The organism is Paenibacillus sp. J31R30 (assembly GCF_059692115.1).
On the sequence record NZ_JCAUAV010000001.1, the window covers coordinates 821,961 to 840,210 of the forward strand.

Genomic DNA, 18,250 nt, shown 5'->3' on the forward strand with positions numbered 1-18,250 from the left:
ATCAAAAAAGTTCGAATTGCCCATTTGAATGGAATCAGGAGTTGTGAACGCCATATTAGCTTGGAACAATTCGGATAAACTTACCTTCAACAGACGGCGCCTAAGCTCCTGCTAAGCATTCGTAAATGGTTCAAAATAATATTGATCTTATGCATGTCGTTGAACAAGGGCCTAGCCTTACTGTACATCTTTTTCCTGCATTTTGGAATCATCTTGAGAAAATATCTGATTAACCTTTTTATGCTGAATAAATCAGCTTTAGAAGGGTCTTTCGCAACTAGTATTTCTAGCACTCTATGAGAACACAGCAAGGATTTTTCTATGATTCAAATGGCCTAAATGATATGATAGAAAGACCAGATAATTTTACAAAAAACGCCAAAATGAGGGGGATTCGTGTTGAAGAAGGTCGCAATATTAGGTGGAGGAGTCGCTGGCTTAAGTGCTGCTCATGAACTTATCGTAAGAGGCTATGAGGTGTCCGTTTACGAGTTTAAGCATATCCCTGGGGGGAAGGCCAGAAGTATGCCCTTTGTTGGCAGCGGAACTGGTGGTCGAAGGGATTTACCTGGGGAGCACGGCTTTCGATTATTTCCACGATTCTATCGCCATGTGATTGATACTTTGAAACGGATTCCATACGAGAATGGCACAGTGTACGATAATTTAACGGAAGTCACACGACTAGATATCGCGACATATACCGCGCCGTTATTACCTTTATTAGCCAAAATCGAGTTCAGCTTAGACAATTTGTTAGTGCTTATTAAGGATCTCTTTGATAATGGATTAGGACTTACCCTAGATGATATGGAGCAGTATGGCCGGAAACTATGGCAGGTGATGACAAGCTGCGAGGAACGTATTCGTGAAGAATACAATTTGATCGATTGGTGGGAATTCATCGAGGCGGATCAGCAATCACCTGCTTTTCAGAAAATTTTTGCTGGATTTACGAAAACGCTCGTTGCCTGTCAGTCTAAGATTGCAAATACACAAACGGTAGGGCCCGTCGCTGTTCAGATGACACTGGATATTACAACGCCTGGCACGAGTTTTGTAAGGCTTTTGAATGGTCCCACGAATGACAAATGGATCTACCCTTGGTTGACATTTCTTCAGGATCAAGGTGTTGACTATCATTTGGATGCGAAAGTTGAGAGAATTCAATGTGTGGATGGTCAAATTAGCAGTGCAACCATTACAAAAAATGGTGAAACGTTTGATATCGAAGCAGATTACTATATTGCGGCTTTCCCAGTCGAGGTTATGGGGCAAATGATCTCGGAACCCATGCTGGAAGCAGACCCGTCGCTTCATGGCGTTCAGAAGCTCGTGGATTCTGTTGCTTGGATGAACGGTATTCAGTACTACCTGAAGCAAGATGTGCCGATTACACATGGCCATGTGATTTATTTGGATGCCCCGTGGTCGCTTACTTCAGTTTCACAGAAGCAATTCTGGCCGGACGTGAATTTGAGTGAATATGGCGATGGCAAAGTGAAAGGCATTCTATCCGTTGATATCTCGGACTGGGATTCACCTGGCATCTTATTTGGCAAAACGGCAACACACTGTACGGCTGAAGAAATTAAAGCCGAGGTTTGGGCGCAAATGAAGCTGAGCCTTAATGTGGATGGAGCGGTAATTCTGGAAGATGATGTTTTGCATTCTTGGTTCTTGGATACGGATATTCAATTCGTAAATCCGGAGCATGCTTGCACGAATATGGAGCCGTTGCTCATTAACCGTGTGGGGACCTGGGATGACCGTCCAGAAGCATTTACTGCTATCCCGAATTTATTTCTGGCCTCCGATTATGTGCGTACCAACACGAACCTAGCCACGATGGAAGGTGCCAATGAGGCGGCGCGTCGGGCTGTGAATGCCATTCTGGAACGTGATGGATCAGAGGAAGAGCCTTGTAAGATTTGGGAGATGTACACCTTTGAATTGGGCCATATCGATGTATTGAAAATATATCATATTCACGATAAGAGACGGTATGAGAGAGGGTTACCATGGGATGGTAAGCTGCTTTAGTTCCCTGTCTAGCAGCGAGAATTACTAGGAGGATAACATGTTAATTTTGCCAGACTATGAAATGATCAGACAAATCTATCAAGGTGAACGAACGGTATTGTATCGTGCCATTGATAAGCAATCTGGCGAGAAGGTGATCATAAAGACACTGCGCTCTGACTTCCCGATTGCCGCGGATATTGCTAGATTAAAGCGTGAATATGAAATTGGTAAAATACTGGATATTCCTGGAATCGTTAAGCCGCTTTCATTGCCCAAATATCAAAACAGCGTTGCCATGGTGATGGAGGACTTTGATGGGGAAACACTTTCCACCTATTTTCCGTTGTTTCGCCAATCGCTTCAAGCGTTCTTACAAGCAGCTATACAATTAGCTAGAATTGTAGGCGAAGTTCATCAACGTTACGTTATACATAAGGATATCAAACCTAGCAATATTATTATGAATCGTCACAAGCAGATTATGAAGTTGGGCGATTTCAGTATCTCGTCGTTTACACGAGAGCGTCAAGAGATGCTGGATCCTTCCTTATTAGAAGGGACGCTCAGCTATATGTCTCCTGAACAGACGGGGCGTATGAACCGGATCATCGATTATCGCACTGATTATTACTCATTAGGGGTCACGTTCTACGAAATGATTACGGGGCAGCTGCCTTTTCAAACGGAAGATCCTGTGGAGCTGCTGCATTGTCATTTTGCTGTAACGCCGAAATCGCCGCATAGCTTGCGAAAGGGTATTCCGCAGTCGCTATCCAGCATTATTATGAAACTGCTTTCCAAGGATGCTGAGGACCGTTATCAAAGTGCTTATGGGATCATTCAAGACTTGGAGCAAGTCATGCTGTTACTCAATTCTGGTGAAGAGTTGCAGGATTTCATTGTAGGCAGCTACGACATGACCGATATGTTCCAGATCCCTCAGGGCTTATACGGACGCTCTAAGGAGATTAATCGACTTCTGCACGTGTATAACTATGCTGTGCATGGCTCATTGGAAGCGGTATGGGTCACAGGGGAGTCTGGGTTTGGGAAGTCTTTCTTAATTGCAGAAACGATGAAAACAATCATGAAGGAAAGCGGATGGTTTCTATCCGGACGTTTCGAGCCTAATAAACAGCATATTTCCTATCATGCGATCGCAAAGGCATTGCGAGAGCTAGTGCGACAGCTTTTGACCGAGAAAGATCAGCAATTGGAAGAATATCGTACGCGGTTGCTTAGGATGCTGGGATCAAACGGACAAGTATTAACTGATCTCATCCCTGAACTGAAATTATTAATTGGCGAACAGCCGATGGTGAAGCAGCTTCCCCCACATGAAACGCAAAATCGTCTCCACTTTTTACTACAGCAATTTTTATTACTATTTTGCGCCAAGAATCGGCCGATCGTCATGTTTCTGGATGATTTGCAATGGGCGGATGCGGCGTCCTTACAGATGTTGGACCTGCTTTTAAATGACTCACAATTGAAATATTTCTTGTTTATTGGTTCTTATCGCAGTGAATATGAGAGTAATCGGTTGTCTGCCATGCATATTCAGTTTTTGGATAAGCTGCCTCCAAGACTTGTTGCAGAACGCATTACACTGAAGGCGCTTGAAATTCGTGATGTCAAGCAGTTAATCGCCGAGTCATTGAAATCCGAGCAGAGTGAAGTAGAAGAACTTGCAGAACTTGTTGTTCAAAAAACAGGAGGCAATCCTTTCTTCGTCAAGCAATTCTTAACGGCCCTGCATGAACAAGAGCTGCTAATGTTCAATTATGATGTCAATCGTTGGTTCTGGGATATGAACAAGATTCAAAAGCTGCGAATAACGGATAACTTAATGTTCCTCCTAGCAGAGAAGCTGGAGCGTATGCCCTCCAGATCACAGCATATTATGCGAATGGCTGCATGTCTTGGAGCTTCTTTTGACTTAGAGGCACTAGGTATTATTATGAATACCTCTTACGCTGATGTACTGCAGGAGCTAGAAGTCTCGATACAAAGCGGTTTGATTATCCCAGTAGGGATGGACTACAAGTTTTATACGGATTTGCAAGGCGAGTCTGCAGCGCGTGAAATCCGATTTATGTTTGTTCATGATTCGATTCAAGAAGCGATTTATGGGTCTGTCGAAGAGGTTAGGCGCACAGAGATGCACGCCAACATTGCTCAATTGTTACTGGCCGCTTTATCTGAAGCGGAGATTGAACGTCGACTATTTGAAATTGTCATCCACATGAATATTGGTTCCGAATTGCTCACAGACCATTCAGTGCGAATCCAGCTTCTTGAGTTGAATATGAGTGCAGCGCGCAAAGCGAAGTCTTCCAATGCTTATCGATCGGCACTCCAATACTACAATAAAGGTTTAGTGCTACTAAAACTAATCAAGGGCATGGAATTAGAGGAGTTAGCTTACACCATTCGGTTGGAGACGGCCGAGACGCTGTATTTGAACGGCCAGGCAGAAGAAGCCGAGACGTCTTACGAGCAGCTTCATCAAGAGGCGAAATCAGCCGAACAAAGGTTGGAGCTCTATAACTTACAGGTTGTCCTTTACACCAATGTAGGGAAGCAGCATCAGAGCGTTAAGCTAGGGCTGAAAGCTTTGGCAGAGCATGGGATTCGTCTGTCGGGAGAGCCGACAAGCGTGAACATATTACTGGCCTATTTAGATGTGAAGCGGAGAATTGGCAGTAAGAATACGCTCGAGCTCTACGATTTGCCGATCATGGATGATGCCTATCGCTCCAAATTAATAAACCTTATGATGAGCGTTGCGATATCGGCTTATTTCGTGAACACCAACTTATATGTGTTGTTTATGCTAAACATGACGAAGCTTGCATTGAAATATGGGAATTCGCCAGCAATGGCTTATGTGTATGGTTCGTATGGACTGATCCTAGGCTCTGGATTCGGGGACTATCAAAGCGGCTACCGATATGGTCAACTAAGCAATCGGATGAATGAACGATTTCAATCCCATCAATTTCGCAGCAAAAGCTATTTTTCGTTCGGTGTGTTTGTCACACCTTGGGTGAAGCCGCTCACGAACAGCCTTGAGCTTATTAAGGAATCGTTCCGAAGTGGCATCGAAGATGGTGACTTGGTATTTGCGGGGTATGCGCTCACGTATCAGGTGCTAGTGAAGGATTTTCAAGGTATTGCGCTTGCTGAGGTGTATGATGATTTAGCTACGAACTATCGGATTCTGGAGCAGACCAATCATCATGATACGCTTCTGATGATGGAAATGCTTCGCAAAGTGATCATGAACGTTGAAGGAAAGACACAGAATCCAGTGCTGATCGGTGAACATGAGGCTGACGAGGAAGAATTTGTTCGTAAACTGGAGACCCACCCGAATCAAGTGATTATTCACGTATATACCGTGAAGAAAATGATGCTGCATTTTTTATTTGGTCACTATGAGGAGGCTGTGAAGTTTGGGAAGGCGGCAGAGCCGCGCCAATCTGCCTCCTTTGGGTTGTTTCATATGCCGGAGAATTATTTCTACTTTGTCTTGTCCATCACAGCTCATTTCCATGCTGCATCGAGCTGTGAGCAGAGATGGTATACGAAGCAAGTGAAGAAGATGTTGAAGAAAATGGCAAAATGGGCAGCGAATTGCCCGGAAAATTTCTTGCATCTGAAACTGCTCATGCAGGCCGAGTGGGATCGTGTGACAGGGCATATGCAGAAGGCAGAGCAAGGGTATGAGAATGCGATTCGGCAAGCGCGGGAGCAGGGATTTATCCATCACGAAGCTATCGCAACAGAATTGGCTGGTAAATACTATAAGCAAGCTGGACGCGATAAAATTGCAAAGACTTATTTCATGGATGCCTATTTCGGTTATGTAAGCTGGGGCGCTAAAGCGAAAGCGGATGACCTCATCTTGCGGTATCCGGGTTATTTAACCAGCCTGCATGAGTCCTTAGACTGGGCCACAACCAAAATCAGTGACTACTCCTTACAAGCTATTGATTTCAAAACCATTATGAACACGTCCCGTTCATTATCAAGTGAAGTTAATTTGGAACAACTGATTAAACGGTTGATGGAAATTGTTACCTATTCTTCAGGTGCGGAGAGGAGTATTCTCGTTCTGAAGGATAAGGAAAGATTGTACGTTGAAGCCGAGATGCTTGCAAGTGCAGGGAAGGATTCGTGTACAGTGAACTCTGTCTTACTGGAATCGCGCGAGAATCTCCCGCAGTCCGTCATCCAGTATGTTGCGCGGATGAAGGAAGGCATCGTGTTGGATGACGCTGAGAAAACTGGTTTTTTCATTAACGATCCCTACATTCGTCTAGCCGAGAGTAAATCCATCTTTTGCGAACCGATTCTGCATCAAGGTAATTTAGTCGGAGTCTTTTATTTGGAAAATAACTTGACTCGCAACGCATTTACGTCAGATCGCTTAGATGTGATCAAGCTTTTATCGGCGCAAGCCGCGATTTCTATTGAAAATGCTAGACTATACAATGATCTAGAATCCAAGGTGAAAGAACGAACGAATGAGTTGATATTAATGGAGACTTCGCGGCGAGATCTCCTATCGAATATTTCCCATGATCTGGGGACTCCGCTTACATCGATACAAGGCTATGTAGAAGCCATTCTGGATGGTGTGATTCAGGAGCCAGAAGAGCAGAAGAAATATTTGTCCGTCGTGCATATGCGTATTGTCGGGATTCAACGTTTGATCATGGACTTGTATCAACTAAGCCGACTTGAAACGAAGCAATTCCATTTCCAGCTTGCACCAACATCGTGTGTGACCATGGTTCGTCAGCTTTTTGCTAAGTATGAATTGGATGCGTTAAATGCAGGTATTGCCTATACGCTCTACATGGAGCAGATGGATGGACTCATGCTAACCGTTGATACGGATCGGATTGAACAGGTATATGCCAATCTTATCTATAACGCCATAAAGTTCTCGACGCGCGGCTGCTCCATTGATGTTCGGATCGAAATCAGAGAAGAACCCTACGAACTCGTTATTCAGGTGTCTGATACGGGGGTAGGGATTAGTGAAGAGGATCTTCCCCATATTTTCGAACGTTTCTATAAGGTGTCCAAATCGCGCAGCAACTCTGGCGGAAGCGGCTTAGGACTTGCGATTGCGAAAGAAATTGTGCAGTACCATGGTGGGCAAATTTGGGCGGAAAGCCGCCTGGGACATGGCTGTAGCATTTCATTCTCGCTGCCTTTGCACCGCATATAAGTGCACTAAACCGTACATCTTACTAAGGAGATGTACGGTTTTTTCCGTAGAAAGGACGTGTCTATACCTAAGCTCTTACCAATGCTATTGAATTAGACTTGTGATATACTTCTGTAGATATTAGTCATCGAAGGAGTTTACACACATATGCAATCATTTATTCAGTATAATCCAACTAAGTTATGGTTTGGCGAAGGTCAGATCAAGCAATTGCAGCAGGAGCTAGGAGAGACCGGGAAACGCGTGCTGCTCGTTTACGGTGGAGGAAGCATCAAGAAAAATGGTGTATACGATGCTGTCATGAAGCAGCTTCTAGATATGCAAGCTATCGTTGTTGAGATGTCAGGGGTAGAGCCTAACCCAAGGCTGACAACAGTGAAGAGGGGCATCGAGCTATGCCGTAAGGAGCAAATTGATCTCATCCTCGCTGTTGGCGGGGGGAGCGTCATCGATTGTGCCAAAGCCATCTCCGTTGGCGTCTATTATGAAGGTGATGTGTGGAATATCATCACGAGGAAAGCTGAGCCACAGAAGGCGCTGCCGTTGGGGACGGTATTGACACTCGCCGCGACAGGCTCGGAGATGAATAACATCTCAGTGATTACGAATTGGGATAGCAATGAGAAGCGCGGTTGGAGCAGTCCATTAGCTTATCCGCTTTTTAGTATTTTGGACCCCGCCTATACAACATCGGTGCCCTTAGATCAGACCATATATGGGATTGTGGATATGATGTCACATGTGCTGGAGCAATACTTCCATCGTACTGAGCATACCCCTATGATCGATCGCTTCATGGAGGCTGTTCTGCTGACAGTTATGGAAGCTGCTCCTAAGCTATTATCAAATCTGCAGGATGTACATCATCGTGCTACGATAATGTACGCTGGAACTACCGCTTTTAATGGCTTATTGTCGAGTGGGACAGACGGTGGGGATTGGGCATCTCATCAAATTGAGCACGGCTTATCCGCCGTTTACGACATCCCTCACGGGGGTGGACTTGCCATCGTATTTCCTAACTGGATGACACATTGTGCAGAAGATGATCCATCGCGCATGAAGAAGCTGGCCATGGCCATTTTCGGAATCAATGATTCAGGTAAAACCGATCACGAGGTTGCCTTGGAAGGCATTCATGCTTTACGTCAATTCTGGGATTCGCTAGGCGCACCCAATCGACTAGGATACTACGGCATTGATGATCAGCGAATTGAGGAATTGGTGCACAAATCATTCATGAAGCCTAGCATTGGGCAATACAAAGTGATGACAAGGGACACCGTCAGAGATATTCTGATGAGGTCGTTAGCATGAAATATTATGTTTACGTACTAGCTGGCGCCTGCAGCTTCGGATTATTGTCGACTTTCGTGAAGAAGGCTTATGAGTCAGGTTTTCACGTGGGTGAAGTGGTTGGCAGTCAAATTTTCTTTGGTTTAATCATGATGTGGATTATGGCGTTTGTCACTGCCAAATCAGCAAAGCAAGGTTCCGCTGAGGCCAAAACGTTTCGAGTGTCGCCACGTCAAGCGCTTCTTCTCATGTTAGTTGGAACAAGTTCAGGCTTAACGGGGATATTTTATTATGCAGCTTTGCAATATGTTTCAGCATCATTTGCTATTCTCTTATTGTTTCAATTTACGTGGATCGGTATTGTACTGGAAGCTATCATAGATCGGAAACGTCCCAGCAAGGATAAGCTCATCGCACTTATTTTCTTATTTATCGGAATTATTATGGCAAGTGGTTATCTAAAAGGCATGGTAGAGGCACCATCGTGGCTTGGCGTGAGCTTAGGATTGCTTTCAGCATTGACGTACGCGTTGTTTATTGCCATGAGTGGAAAGGTGGCCAAGCAAATTGCGCCTATCACACGCGGCGCTGTCATGCAAACAGGTTCGTTCATCATTGTCATGCTGATTTTCCCGCCTCACTTCCTATGGAACGGATCTCTGCATGAATCATTATTGCCTTGGGCCTTACTGCTAGCCCTGTTCGGTGTCGTGATCCCTCCGTTATTTTTCGCGATTGGTGTGCCGCGTATTGGCGGCGGCATGGCTACGATCATGAGTGCGGCGGAGCTGCCAACGGCTGTTATTATGTCCTTTATCGTCCTGCATGAGTCCGTGAGTGGGCTGCAGTGGTTAGGCGTGTTGATTACGATGTTAGGCATTGCGTTGCCAGAGTTATTGAAACGAAGACAACGCGTTCAACGGCTTCAAACTGAATGAAGAGGAGTAAGGTGGTTCCCTAGAGAGTAGGGGGCTGCCTTTTTTTTTTATTTTTTTTACGCGCCTCCATATCTCTTCATCTTTTAATTGTAAACCAGCTCAAGCATTTTTACGTTTTTTTGCCGTATGAAGAGAAGAAATTTTAGGGGGAAGTTGCAAAAGTTCATAGTTGTTCTGGAATATTCAGTAGTAAAGAGGCACTGTCAGCGAGTATGTTAACGAAAAGGAGGTGATGAGTGTTATTCATTTATGTAAGCGTTTCATATTTCGTATTACGCATTGCGCGGGGAAGTATTGGGGCCAAAACAAAATTTAGGAGAGGAAGGATGCATGTAATGAGAAAATCAATAGCGAGGTTGTTAAGTTTCTTGCTCGTCGCTGTTTGTGGGCTGGGTGTATTAAGCGGAAGCTTATTTGGAGATGTCGCGCAAGCGGCTGCAGTCACGATTCAAAATGGAGTTCAATTCAAAGATACTAGCGGTAATGTGATTCATGCGCATGGCGGAGGGGTTATAAAAGTAGGAAGCTACTATTATTGGTTTGGAGAAAATCGCAATGCGGATGGCACGTTTAAAGCGGTATCCTGTTATCGGTCCTCTGACTTGAAAACATGGGAATTCCGTAACGATGTGTTAACTCTAAATTCTGCTGCAGAGCTGAATGTGTCCAATATTGAAAGACCCAAAGTCATTTATAACAGCTCAACAGGTCAATTCGTTCTATGGATGCATTGGGAAAATGGCGTTGATTACGGGCAAGCTCGTACAGCTGTAGCCTATTCCAGCACCGTGGATGGCAGCTACACGTATCAAGGAAGCTTCCGCCCGTTAGGCTACGACTCTAGAGATATGACCGTTTACAATGATAACGGCACGGCTTATTTGATTAGTGCAACACGTGTGAATGCTGATTTGAATATTTATAAGCTTTCAACGGACTTCCGAAGTGTTGATTCCCTAGTGGCAACCTTGTGGGTGGGACAATATCGCGAAGCGCCTGCCATGTTCAAGCGGAATGGCGTGTACTTCCTTGTTACCTCGGGTGCAACAGGCTGGGATCCTAACCAAGGTAAATATGCAACGGCAACAAGTATTACGAACACGTGGAGCGGTCTAAGCAACTTCGGAGATGGAACCACATTCGACTCGCAAAGCGCTTATGTGCTCCCTGTTGAGGGGTCAAGTTCAACGAGCTACCTGTATATGGGGGATCGCTGGGCAGGTGCTTGGAGCGGCAAAGTGATGGAATCGCGCTATGTGTGGCTTCCACTGACATTCCCGTCGAATACATCACTTTCCATGAGCTGGGGCAGTAATGTAACGATCGATACGAGCACGGGCAGCTTGTCTGCTTCTTCACCGGCCATCGATACGAATGCTTATTATTTACTCGAGAATCGAAATGGCGGGAAAGACTTGAATGTGGTAGGTCAAGGGATTGCGAATGGTGATAATTTAGAGCAATACATCGATAGCGGTTGGGACAGCCAACAATGGAAGTTTGTGAGTGCTGGCAGTGGTTATTATAAAATTCAGAACAAGGCAAGCGGTAAGATTATAGGTGTAGAAAGTGGAGGCACAGCAGATGGCGCGATCATTGAGCAGTGGTCCGATGGGGGCTGGACGAGTCAACATTGGCAAATTATCGATAACGGAGCGGGTAATTTCAAATTGAAAAATCGCGCTACAGGCAAGCTTATCGATATTTCCGGCGCTTCCAAAGCGAATGGAGGAGCGGCCATCCAATGGACGGACAATGGCGGCAAAAATCAACACTGGCGATTATTGAAGATTCAATAGCACAATGAAAGCTACCCCGAACATGGGAACCAATGTCGGGGTAGCTTTTTTCTGCCATAACGATAACTGCTATACAATCGCGAGTTGTTTCAACTCTAGCTTCACGGTTGTTAAATGAGTAAGCTCCGGAAGAGCGTAGTATTCGGCTAATCGGCGAAGTCGCATATAAATGGTGCGCAGAATGACAGAATCCAATTCTGTAATCATCGCTCGATTAGCGATGTAATCGGACATGCTCATTTTGATCAGAAAAGGACTTTTTCTTAAATCGGAATATTTCTTTAGCTGAAGCGGGTCGCCCGTAATCGTCAGATATTTGGTCTGCTTCAACGCGGCTTGAAACCGTTCAACGCAGATTTTGGAGACTTGGATGTGCCTTTTGCCCCCCATGGCATCAGTCACGGTAAGTATTTGTTTTATTTCATCTAAGGAATTACTTTTTAAATAAACAATTTCATGAGGAGCGACACCTTCAATAAGCAGACGAATAATGATGGCATCTTGTGGATTGATACATTGTGTCTCGATAAATTGAATTTTCTCTAGAGTAAGAATACGAAATCAGCATCCCTTCAAGTTTGAACTTAGTTTTCTGTAAAATTACATTTGGTTTTCAGAAATAAGCAACTATACATGATATGAGATGGGTGGGGTGAATATGCCTAGAAATTTGATATGAGGTAACTATAGCTGAAAGTACTAGGAGGAAACAATGAGGGAAAAGCCCTAAATAATGTTAGTCTAATTTCGACAATTTCGACGTAATGTTTGATACATTTTGTCTCGATGTGAGGAATAACCGCTAGATTTGACTGGTAAGATAGTCCTTTTTTTGTGGATGAAAAAGGGAATCCCTGGTTTTATGCAGAAATGAAAGTAATCAAGGTTAGGGAGGTTGGGTGATCATGGGGAATGAAATGGAGAAACTAAAAAAAATATTAGGGCTGCGAGATGCAATTGGTATTGCAATAGGGCAAATGGTCGGGGCTGGCATCCTTTCCATTACAGGTGTAGCGATAGCTTTGACGGGAACTGGCGTTCCTCTTGCTTTCCTGCTTTCTTCGGTATTTATGCTGATCATTACGATTCCGCTTGCGGTACTCGGATCAGTGCTTCCGACAACGGGAGGTATGTACACCTATACCAGTCGATTGCTCTCGCCGAAAGCCGGCTTTGTGTACTTGAGCTTATTCACTTTTGGACATCTGACAATAGCCGTGTATGCGATATCGTTCGCTCAGTATTTGCAAGGAATCGTGAAGAGTGTTCCCATCATGCCGGTAGCTTTTATCGTTTTGACGTTTTTCTATCTCATCAATCTATTCGGAATTAAATTCATGTCTACGTTGGGGAAAGTACTCATCCTCATAAAATTACTTTCGTTGTTTATATTCGTCGGATGGGGATTGTCGGAGGTGGACTATTCCGTATTTAAGCCAACTTCTTATTTTCCGCATGGCCTCAGTGGTTTTCTAATGGCGGTTGGGATGACGTCCTTTGCTTCGGGTGGCGCCTATGCGGTTGTCGAACTCGGCGGCGAAATGAAACGGCCGAAGCGGGACATTCCACTAGCGATTCTAATCAGTTCTGGCATTGTGGGGCTGCTTTACATCGGAATGGGTATCGTTGCAACTGGCGTATTACCTGTCTCAGAGGTTGCAGGGGAGTCGCTGATTGATGTGGCTACATCTATACTGCCGAAACCACTGTTTTTATTTTTTGTTATTGGCGGCGCTATGTTCGCTTTGGCATCAACACTGAATGTTACCTTCTCATGGGTGACGAGGGGTATGCTGGTTGCGTGTCGTGACGGCTGGCTTCCTGCTTCGTTAGGTAAAGTAAATCGAAGATATGGAACGCCGCATTGGCTGTTGACTTTTTACTATATCCTTGGAATCATTCCGATCGTGACGGGTGTATCGCTTGCAACCATTTCTCAGCTAGGTGTAGGCATCTTACTCATTGCCAGCATTTTCCCCGTCTTATCCGCAGCTAAACTTCCGCGTAAATACCCAGAATTATATCAAAGCGCGCCTTTCACGATGAAGCCAATCCTTCTCTACACCATTGTAGTTATTGCTGTCGGATTGTTAGTGTTCCAAGGATATCTCTTATTAAGTCGATTATCCATCCCCTTATTGCTTGGCAATGTAGTGATTATTAGTCTTTCTGCGGGTTATGCCATGATCAAAGGGAAGGAACCAGCGCTTACCCGGAGCAAAACTTCACATGCAAATGAGGGCACTGACCTCACATTGCCGCAATGATTGTTTTGAGCTCCTTGGTGAATTCTTTGGATGGCAAGGAAAGATGCCGGCCTTTCAGGCGAATGGAGCGGAAGGAAACACCTAAATCCACACCTGTGACTTCTAGTGCAACAATACTCCCCGTTTCTAAATAAGGATCATATCGCATACCCGTTTCCGTATAGAAGCCAATCGCGATTCCTTCAGCAATAATCCGTTTGGCTGCTTCTGAATTCCCCAGCTTAAATAAGAGGTTAGGCTCTCCATGCTGTTTGAATATGTTGAGCAGGAAATCAGAGGAAATTAGAAGAGGTTCTTGTAGGAGTTCATCGATGGAGATGCTAGTTCGGTGCGATAAAGGGGATGTTTTACCCACATAGGCCATAATTCGGCAGTCCATCAGATGTTCCGTGATAAGCTGGGGATGGGGGCTGTGATAATTTGTTGAGACAGCAATGAGTCCCAAATCCACTTGTCCATTAAGAACTTCTTGGATAATCTGTGGATAATTCAACTCCATCATGACAAGCTCCACATCAGTGTGCTTATTTTTGAAAATAGCCAGCGTTGGAGGGAGTACGCTTAAACAGAGACTTGGTACAGAGGCGATAGAGAGAGAGCCTGACAGCTGGTTGAATTGAAAGCCAGCTGTCTCGCGAAGCTCTTCAACTTTATTCATAATCTCAATGGCTTTGCTAATAATTAATTTGCCGTCTTCGGTAGGTACGGCTCCAGTCCGTGAACGCTTGAAAAGCTTCACGCCAAGCTCTTCCTCTAAGCTTACGATCGCTTGAGAGATGTTTGGCTGGGAAACGTGAAGCTTTTCAGCTGCTAAAGAAATGGAACCTGTTTGATTAATTTCAATGATATAGATGAGTTGTTCAATTCGCATAGTTCACCTTTTCTGAGTGTCAGTTATGAAGTAACTATATCCGAATTGAGGAAGCTGGACAATATGTGAGAAGCACTATTTTAGGAGACGCCGTATTCGACTTGTCTGAGACTGTCTTCCCGCAATTGTTCGTTATATACGAAGCGAGATAACAGAATACTGATTTCATATAGAGCGAATAATGGGATGGCTACCATCAGATGCGAGATTAAATCAGGCGGAGAGATCAAGCTGGCTGTGATAATCAGAATCAGATAGGCGTATCTGCGAACTTTGTTAAGTAATTTAGGATTCAGCAGCTTCAGCTTTGTTAGAAACATGACGACAATCGGGAGTTCGAAGGCTAGAGACAACGGAATGATAATATTGAGCATAAAACTAAAGTATTGAGCCACGCCATAGGTTTGTGTTAAGCCTAGATTTTCGGTTACTCCCACTGTAAACTTCATGCACATCGGGAATACAACGAAGTAACCAAAAGCTAAACCAATCAAAAAGCATAAGAACGTATAGGGGATGTACCGTAGTGTGGCGGTTTGCTCTTCTTTGGTAAGTCCTTTTTTGACGAAAGCCCATATCTGATAAAGGATAAATGGCAATGTGAGTGTGAGTGAAACGGCGAATGCGATGAGCATATAAATGCGAATACCATCCATTGGTGAAAATACATGCCAGGTGATGCCGGATGCCGTTGAGCTATGCTTAAGATAAAGTAATATCTGCTGTGCAAAAATGAATCCAATGATTAAGGTAAGTATTACGGCAATGAGAACACGAATAATTCGCATGCGTAATTCGGTTAGATGTTCGACAAGTGACATCATTTCTTTGATCTGCATAGTAGCCCTCCCGTCTATTTGGTCCTTGGTGTTAGGAGCCGGTAAGTATTCGTCGTAATTCTACCGTATGAAAGCCGTCAGTTAGCTTGGAGTGAATATCCATAATGGTTTGAATATCCTCGAACGAATATTTGCGAACGCCTCCCTTACTTCTGTCTGGAAAAATAAGCTTGCGGTCCTCATAGTATCGAATTTGCCTCTCTGTTAACCCCGTCAATTCACTGACTACACCAATTTGAATTACCTTCTTCTTTGTCATCATAAGCCTATCCCTCCAACTTTATGTAAGGTAAACTAACTTTAATGTGACACTAATTAATGAAACTCTATCATTTAATGGAAATTCGATCAAATAAACGTTGGTTATCTTAGTATAACTAAAATTTATGTCATGTTACCTTACATAATATAATGACTATTCCATGCCTCGCTGTTAAGTTTAAGTAGCGGATAGCCAAACTTAAACACGAGGAGATGGAAGCATGGAGAAGACACCGATCCAAGAAGATCAAATTACACGTAGACAATTTTTGACAACAGTCGGCAAATTAGGAGGGTCAGCCGCAATATTTAGTGTGATGGGTACTTTAGGACTGCTCTCCCCGGAAACGATGAAAGCCGCAGATTACACACCGCCATCGGGAAGGGATCTTACATCTACGAATCGCAATGGCAAGAAAGTTATCATCTTAGGCGGTGGGATTGCCGGGATGACAGCAGCCTATGAGCTTGGAAATGCAGGCTATCAGTGCACCATCCTAGAAGCGAGGGCGCGTTCAGGAGGACGAGCATGGACAGTGCGTAGAGGGACGACGGTAACGGAGATTGGCGGCGTGAAGCAGGTGGCTCGCTTCGATAATGGCATGTATTTCAATGCAGGGCCAATGCGCATTCCTCAATTTCATGTGACGCTGGACTATGCCCGCAAATTTGGGGTTGCCATTGAACCCTTTAACAATGTGAACGAGAGCGGGTATTACTATAATGAAAATGTAGGCGAATTGTCAGGAGTGAAAATTCCTAAGCGGCAGGCAAAAGCCGATGTACGTGGATATGTTGCCGAAATGCTAGCTAAAGCTGTTAATCAGAAAGCGTTAGATCTACCTTTGACGACAGAAGAAAAAACGAAACTTGTTGCATATTTGAAAAGCGAAGGAGATTTGAATGCGGATCTGTTCTATAAAGGTTCAAGCAGAGCTGGATATGTGGAAGAGCCGGGCGGTAAATTTGACGCAGGTGTTCGCAAGGATCCATTTAGCTTAAAAGCGATTATCAATTCTGGTTTTGGTCAATTTCTCAGCAGTGAGTACGGCTATGATCAGCAAATGATGATGTTCCACCCCGTAGGCGGGATGGATATGATTGCTAAGGCGTTCGAGAAACGCGTAGGCGACAAAATTCAATTCAATTCGGAAGTTCACGAGATCAAACAGTCTTCCGATGGTGTTAAGATTTTGTATAAGGACTTGCTTAGTGGAGCAAATAAAGAGATTGATGGAGACTTCTGTATCTGTACCATCCCGCTCCCTGTCCTCAAGAACATTAAAGCGGACTTCTCTCCAGAAATGTCCACGGCAATCGCGAAGATTAGCTATGCGGCTGCAGGCAAAATCGGGCTTCAATTCAAGCGTCGCTTCTGGGAAGAAGATGAGATGATTTATGGCGGAAGCTCATTGACGAATATGGATATTGCCAATATCTATTACCCGCCGAATGACTATTTTTCCAAAAAAGGAATTCTATTAGGTTATTATTCATTCGGAGGAAATGCAGATAAACTTGGTAATATGTCACTTGCTGCCCGAGAAGATTATGCCTTAAGCCAAGGCGCGAAGATTCACCCGCAATACCACAAGGAGTTCGAAACCTCTTTCTCCGTGGATTGGAAGAAGATTAAATATAATCAAGGCGGTTGGGCTTCATACACAGCTGACGATCGTAAGAACTACTATCCAACTCTATGCAAACCTGATGGACGCATTTATTTGGCAGGGGAGCACATCAGTTATATCACTGCTTGGCAAGCCGGAGCTATTGAGTCTGCGCGGAAAGTTGTTACCGAAATTCATGAGCGTGTAATGAAAGAGTAGAGGAGAAGGAGTGAATCATGATGATTATAACGAAAAAGTGGAAGACGATCGTAGCAGCTACCGTTGGTTCATGTCTGATTTGTGTAAGTGCTTATGCGGCTGGGACAGAGAAATCAAGTAAATACAATGCAGAGCCAATTAATGAAGTCGAATTTTATGGGAATCCTGCTTCTTCCATTGCTGCGGGTGTGTCGGTCCCTGCGGGAGCCTCCTATTTATTCACAAGCGGAACAGTTCCACCGGTTATCAACAAAGAAGGCAAGACGGTATACGAGCGCTATGGAGATACGAAAACTCAGGGGATTGGAATTCTAAAGGCCATTGAAACGCAATTAAAAGATAAAGGCCTCACGCTTAAAGATGTTGCTTATCTTCGTGTCTATGTGACACCGGATGCAGCGAAGGAAGGCAAATTTGATTATCAAGGCTGGTTTGACGCTTATGCGCAATTTTTTGGTACAGAGGCGAATCCTGTGAAGCCAGCACGTTCGACTGTTGGTATTGCAAGCCTCGTTAGCACCGATTGGCTGATTGAGATTGAAGCTGTAGCTGTGTATCCAAAGCACCATAACCAAGACTAATGAAACGGAGATGATGTGGTATGTTGCAAAATATTGGATTACCTGGACTCGTGTTAATTTTATTGGTTGTGTTAGTCTTGTTTGGACCGTCTAAGCTGCCGGAACTCGGTCGTGCTGTAGGACGTACACTGCATGAATTTAAAAATTCAGCTAGAGAGCTCGTCGGTGAAGGGAAAGAAGCACCGGAGCATCTGGAAGCGCCAGAAAAACGTGCAGAAAAGGTCAACGCGTAACCAAGCTATGATAAACAGATCTTGTTTATTTTCTCGAGAGGGAAAATGGCAAGATCTGTTTTTTTT

At 44.3% G+C, this 18,250-nt stretch carries 13 protein-coding genes; 9 read left to right on the forward strand and 4 right to left on the reverse strand.

The annotated features are described in order from the left end of the window. The first annotated feature begins 396 nt into the window (after positions 1-396). The 5 genes from AC58QO_RS02780 to AC58QO_RS02800 all read left to right on the forward strand — a co-directional run bounded on the left by AC58QO_RS02780 (position 397) and on the right by AC58QO_RS02800 (position 11,303). A complete protein-coding gene (locus tag AC58QO_RS02780) occupies positions 397-2,043 on the forward strand; it encodes a hydroxysqualene dehydroxylase (RefSeq protein WP_497263777.1) in 1,647 nt (548 codons plus the stop codon). 37 nt (positions 2,044-2,080) lie between these two features. Further along, entirely contained in the window at positions 2,081-7,270 is a 5,190-nt protein-coding gene (locus AC58QO_RS02785; protein ID WP_497263778.1) for an AAA family ATPase, read from the forward strand. Between the two features lie 147 nt (positions 7,271-7,417). Continuing rightward, on the forward strand, positions 7,418-8,587 hold the full coding sequence (locus AC58QO_RS02790) for an iron-containing alcohol dehydrogenase (protein ID WP_497263779.1): 1,170 nt from the start codon (positions 7,418-7,420) through the stop codon (positions 8,585-8,587). Further along, complete coding sequence (locus tag AC58QO_RS02795) at positions 8,584-9,504, forward strand: EamA family transporter (RefSeq protein WP_497263780.1); 921 nt, start codon at positions 8,584-8,586, stop codon at positions 9,502-9,504. Before AC58QO_RS02790 ends, AC58QO_RS02795 begins: the two co-directional genes overlap by 4 nt. Before the next feature lie 335 nt (positions 9,505-9,839). Continuing rightward, positions 9,840-11,303, forward strand: coding sequence for an RICIN domain-containing protein (locus tag AC58QO_RS02800; protein ID WP_497263781.1), 1,464 nt, complete (start codon positions 9,840-9,842; stop codon positions 11,301-11,303). A 69-nt stretch (positions 11,304-11,372) separates the two neighbouring features. Here the strand turns inward: AC58QO_RS02800 and AC58QO_RS02805 are convergent, their stop codons facing one another. After that, positions 11,373-11,858: a phage lytic cycle repressor MrpR family protein gene (locus AC58QO_RS02805; protein WP_497264376.1), complete on the reverse strand. Its 486-nt coding sequence runs from the start codon at positions 11,856-11,858 to the stop codon at positions 11,373-11,375. A gap of 350 nt (positions 11,859-12,208) precedes the next feature. Here AC58QO_RS02805 and AC58QO_RS02810 point away from each other — a divergent pair, with 350 nt between their 5' ends. After that, positions 12,209-13,570 (forward strand): APC family permease, encoded by a 1,362-nt coding sequence (locus AC58QO_RS02810; protein WP_497263782.1) that lies wholly within the window; start codon positions 12,209-12,211, stop codon positions 13,568-13,570. Here AC58QO_RS02810 and AC58QO_RS02815 read toward each other — a convergent pair. The 3 genes from AC58QO_RS02815 to AC58QO_RS02825 form a co-directional block, all read right to left on the reverse strand. Then, complete coding sequence (locus AC58QO_RS02815; RefSeq protein WP_497263783.1) at positions 13,554-14,441, reverse strand: LysR family transcriptional regulator; 888 nt, start codon at positions 14,439-14,441, stop codon at positions 13,554-13,556. The genes AC58QO_RS02810 and AC58QO_RS02815 overlap by 17 nt on opposite strands. A gap of 80 nt (positions 14,442-14,521) precedes the next feature. After that, entirely contained in the window at positions 14,522-15,280 is a 759-nt protein-coding gene (gene tatC, locus AC58QO_RS02820) for a twin-arginine translocase subunit TatC (protein ID WP_497263784.1), read from the reverse strand. A 31-nt stretch (positions 15,281-15,311) separates the two neighbouring features. Further along, entirely contained in the window at positions 15,312-15,542 is a 231-nt protein-coding gene (locus tag AC58QO_RS02825) for a MerR family transcriptional regulator (protein ID WP_497263785.1), read from the reverse strand. Between the two features lie 220 nt (positions 15,543-15,762). Here AC58QO_RS02825 and AC58QO_RS02830 point away from each other — a divergent pair, with 220 nt between their 5' ends. From AC58QO_RS02830 to tatA, 3 genes are read left to right on the forward strand one after another with little or no spacing between them, the layout of a single operon-like run. After that, a complete protein-coding gene (locus AC58QO_RS02830; RefSeq protein WP_497263786.1) occupies positions 15,763-17,370 on the forward strand; it encodes a flavin monoamine oxidase family protein in 1,608 nt (535 codons plus the stop codon). Positions 17,371-17,387: 17 nt separating this feature from the next. After that, on the forward strand, positions 17,388-17,951 hold the full coding sequence (locus AC58QO_RS02835) for a RidA family protein (protein WP_497263787.1): 564 nt from the start codon (positions 17,388-17,390) through the stop codon (positions 17,949-17,951). A gap of 20 nt (positions 17,952-17,971) precedes the next feature. Beyond that, complete coding sequence (gene tatA / locus AC58QO_RS02840) at positions 17,972-18,184, forward strand: twin-arginine translocase TatA/TatE family subunit (RefSeq protein WP_497263788.1); 213 nt, start codon at positions 17,972-17,974, stop codon at positions 18,182-18,184. The last annotated feature ends 66 nt before the right edge of the window (positions 18,185-18,250 follow it).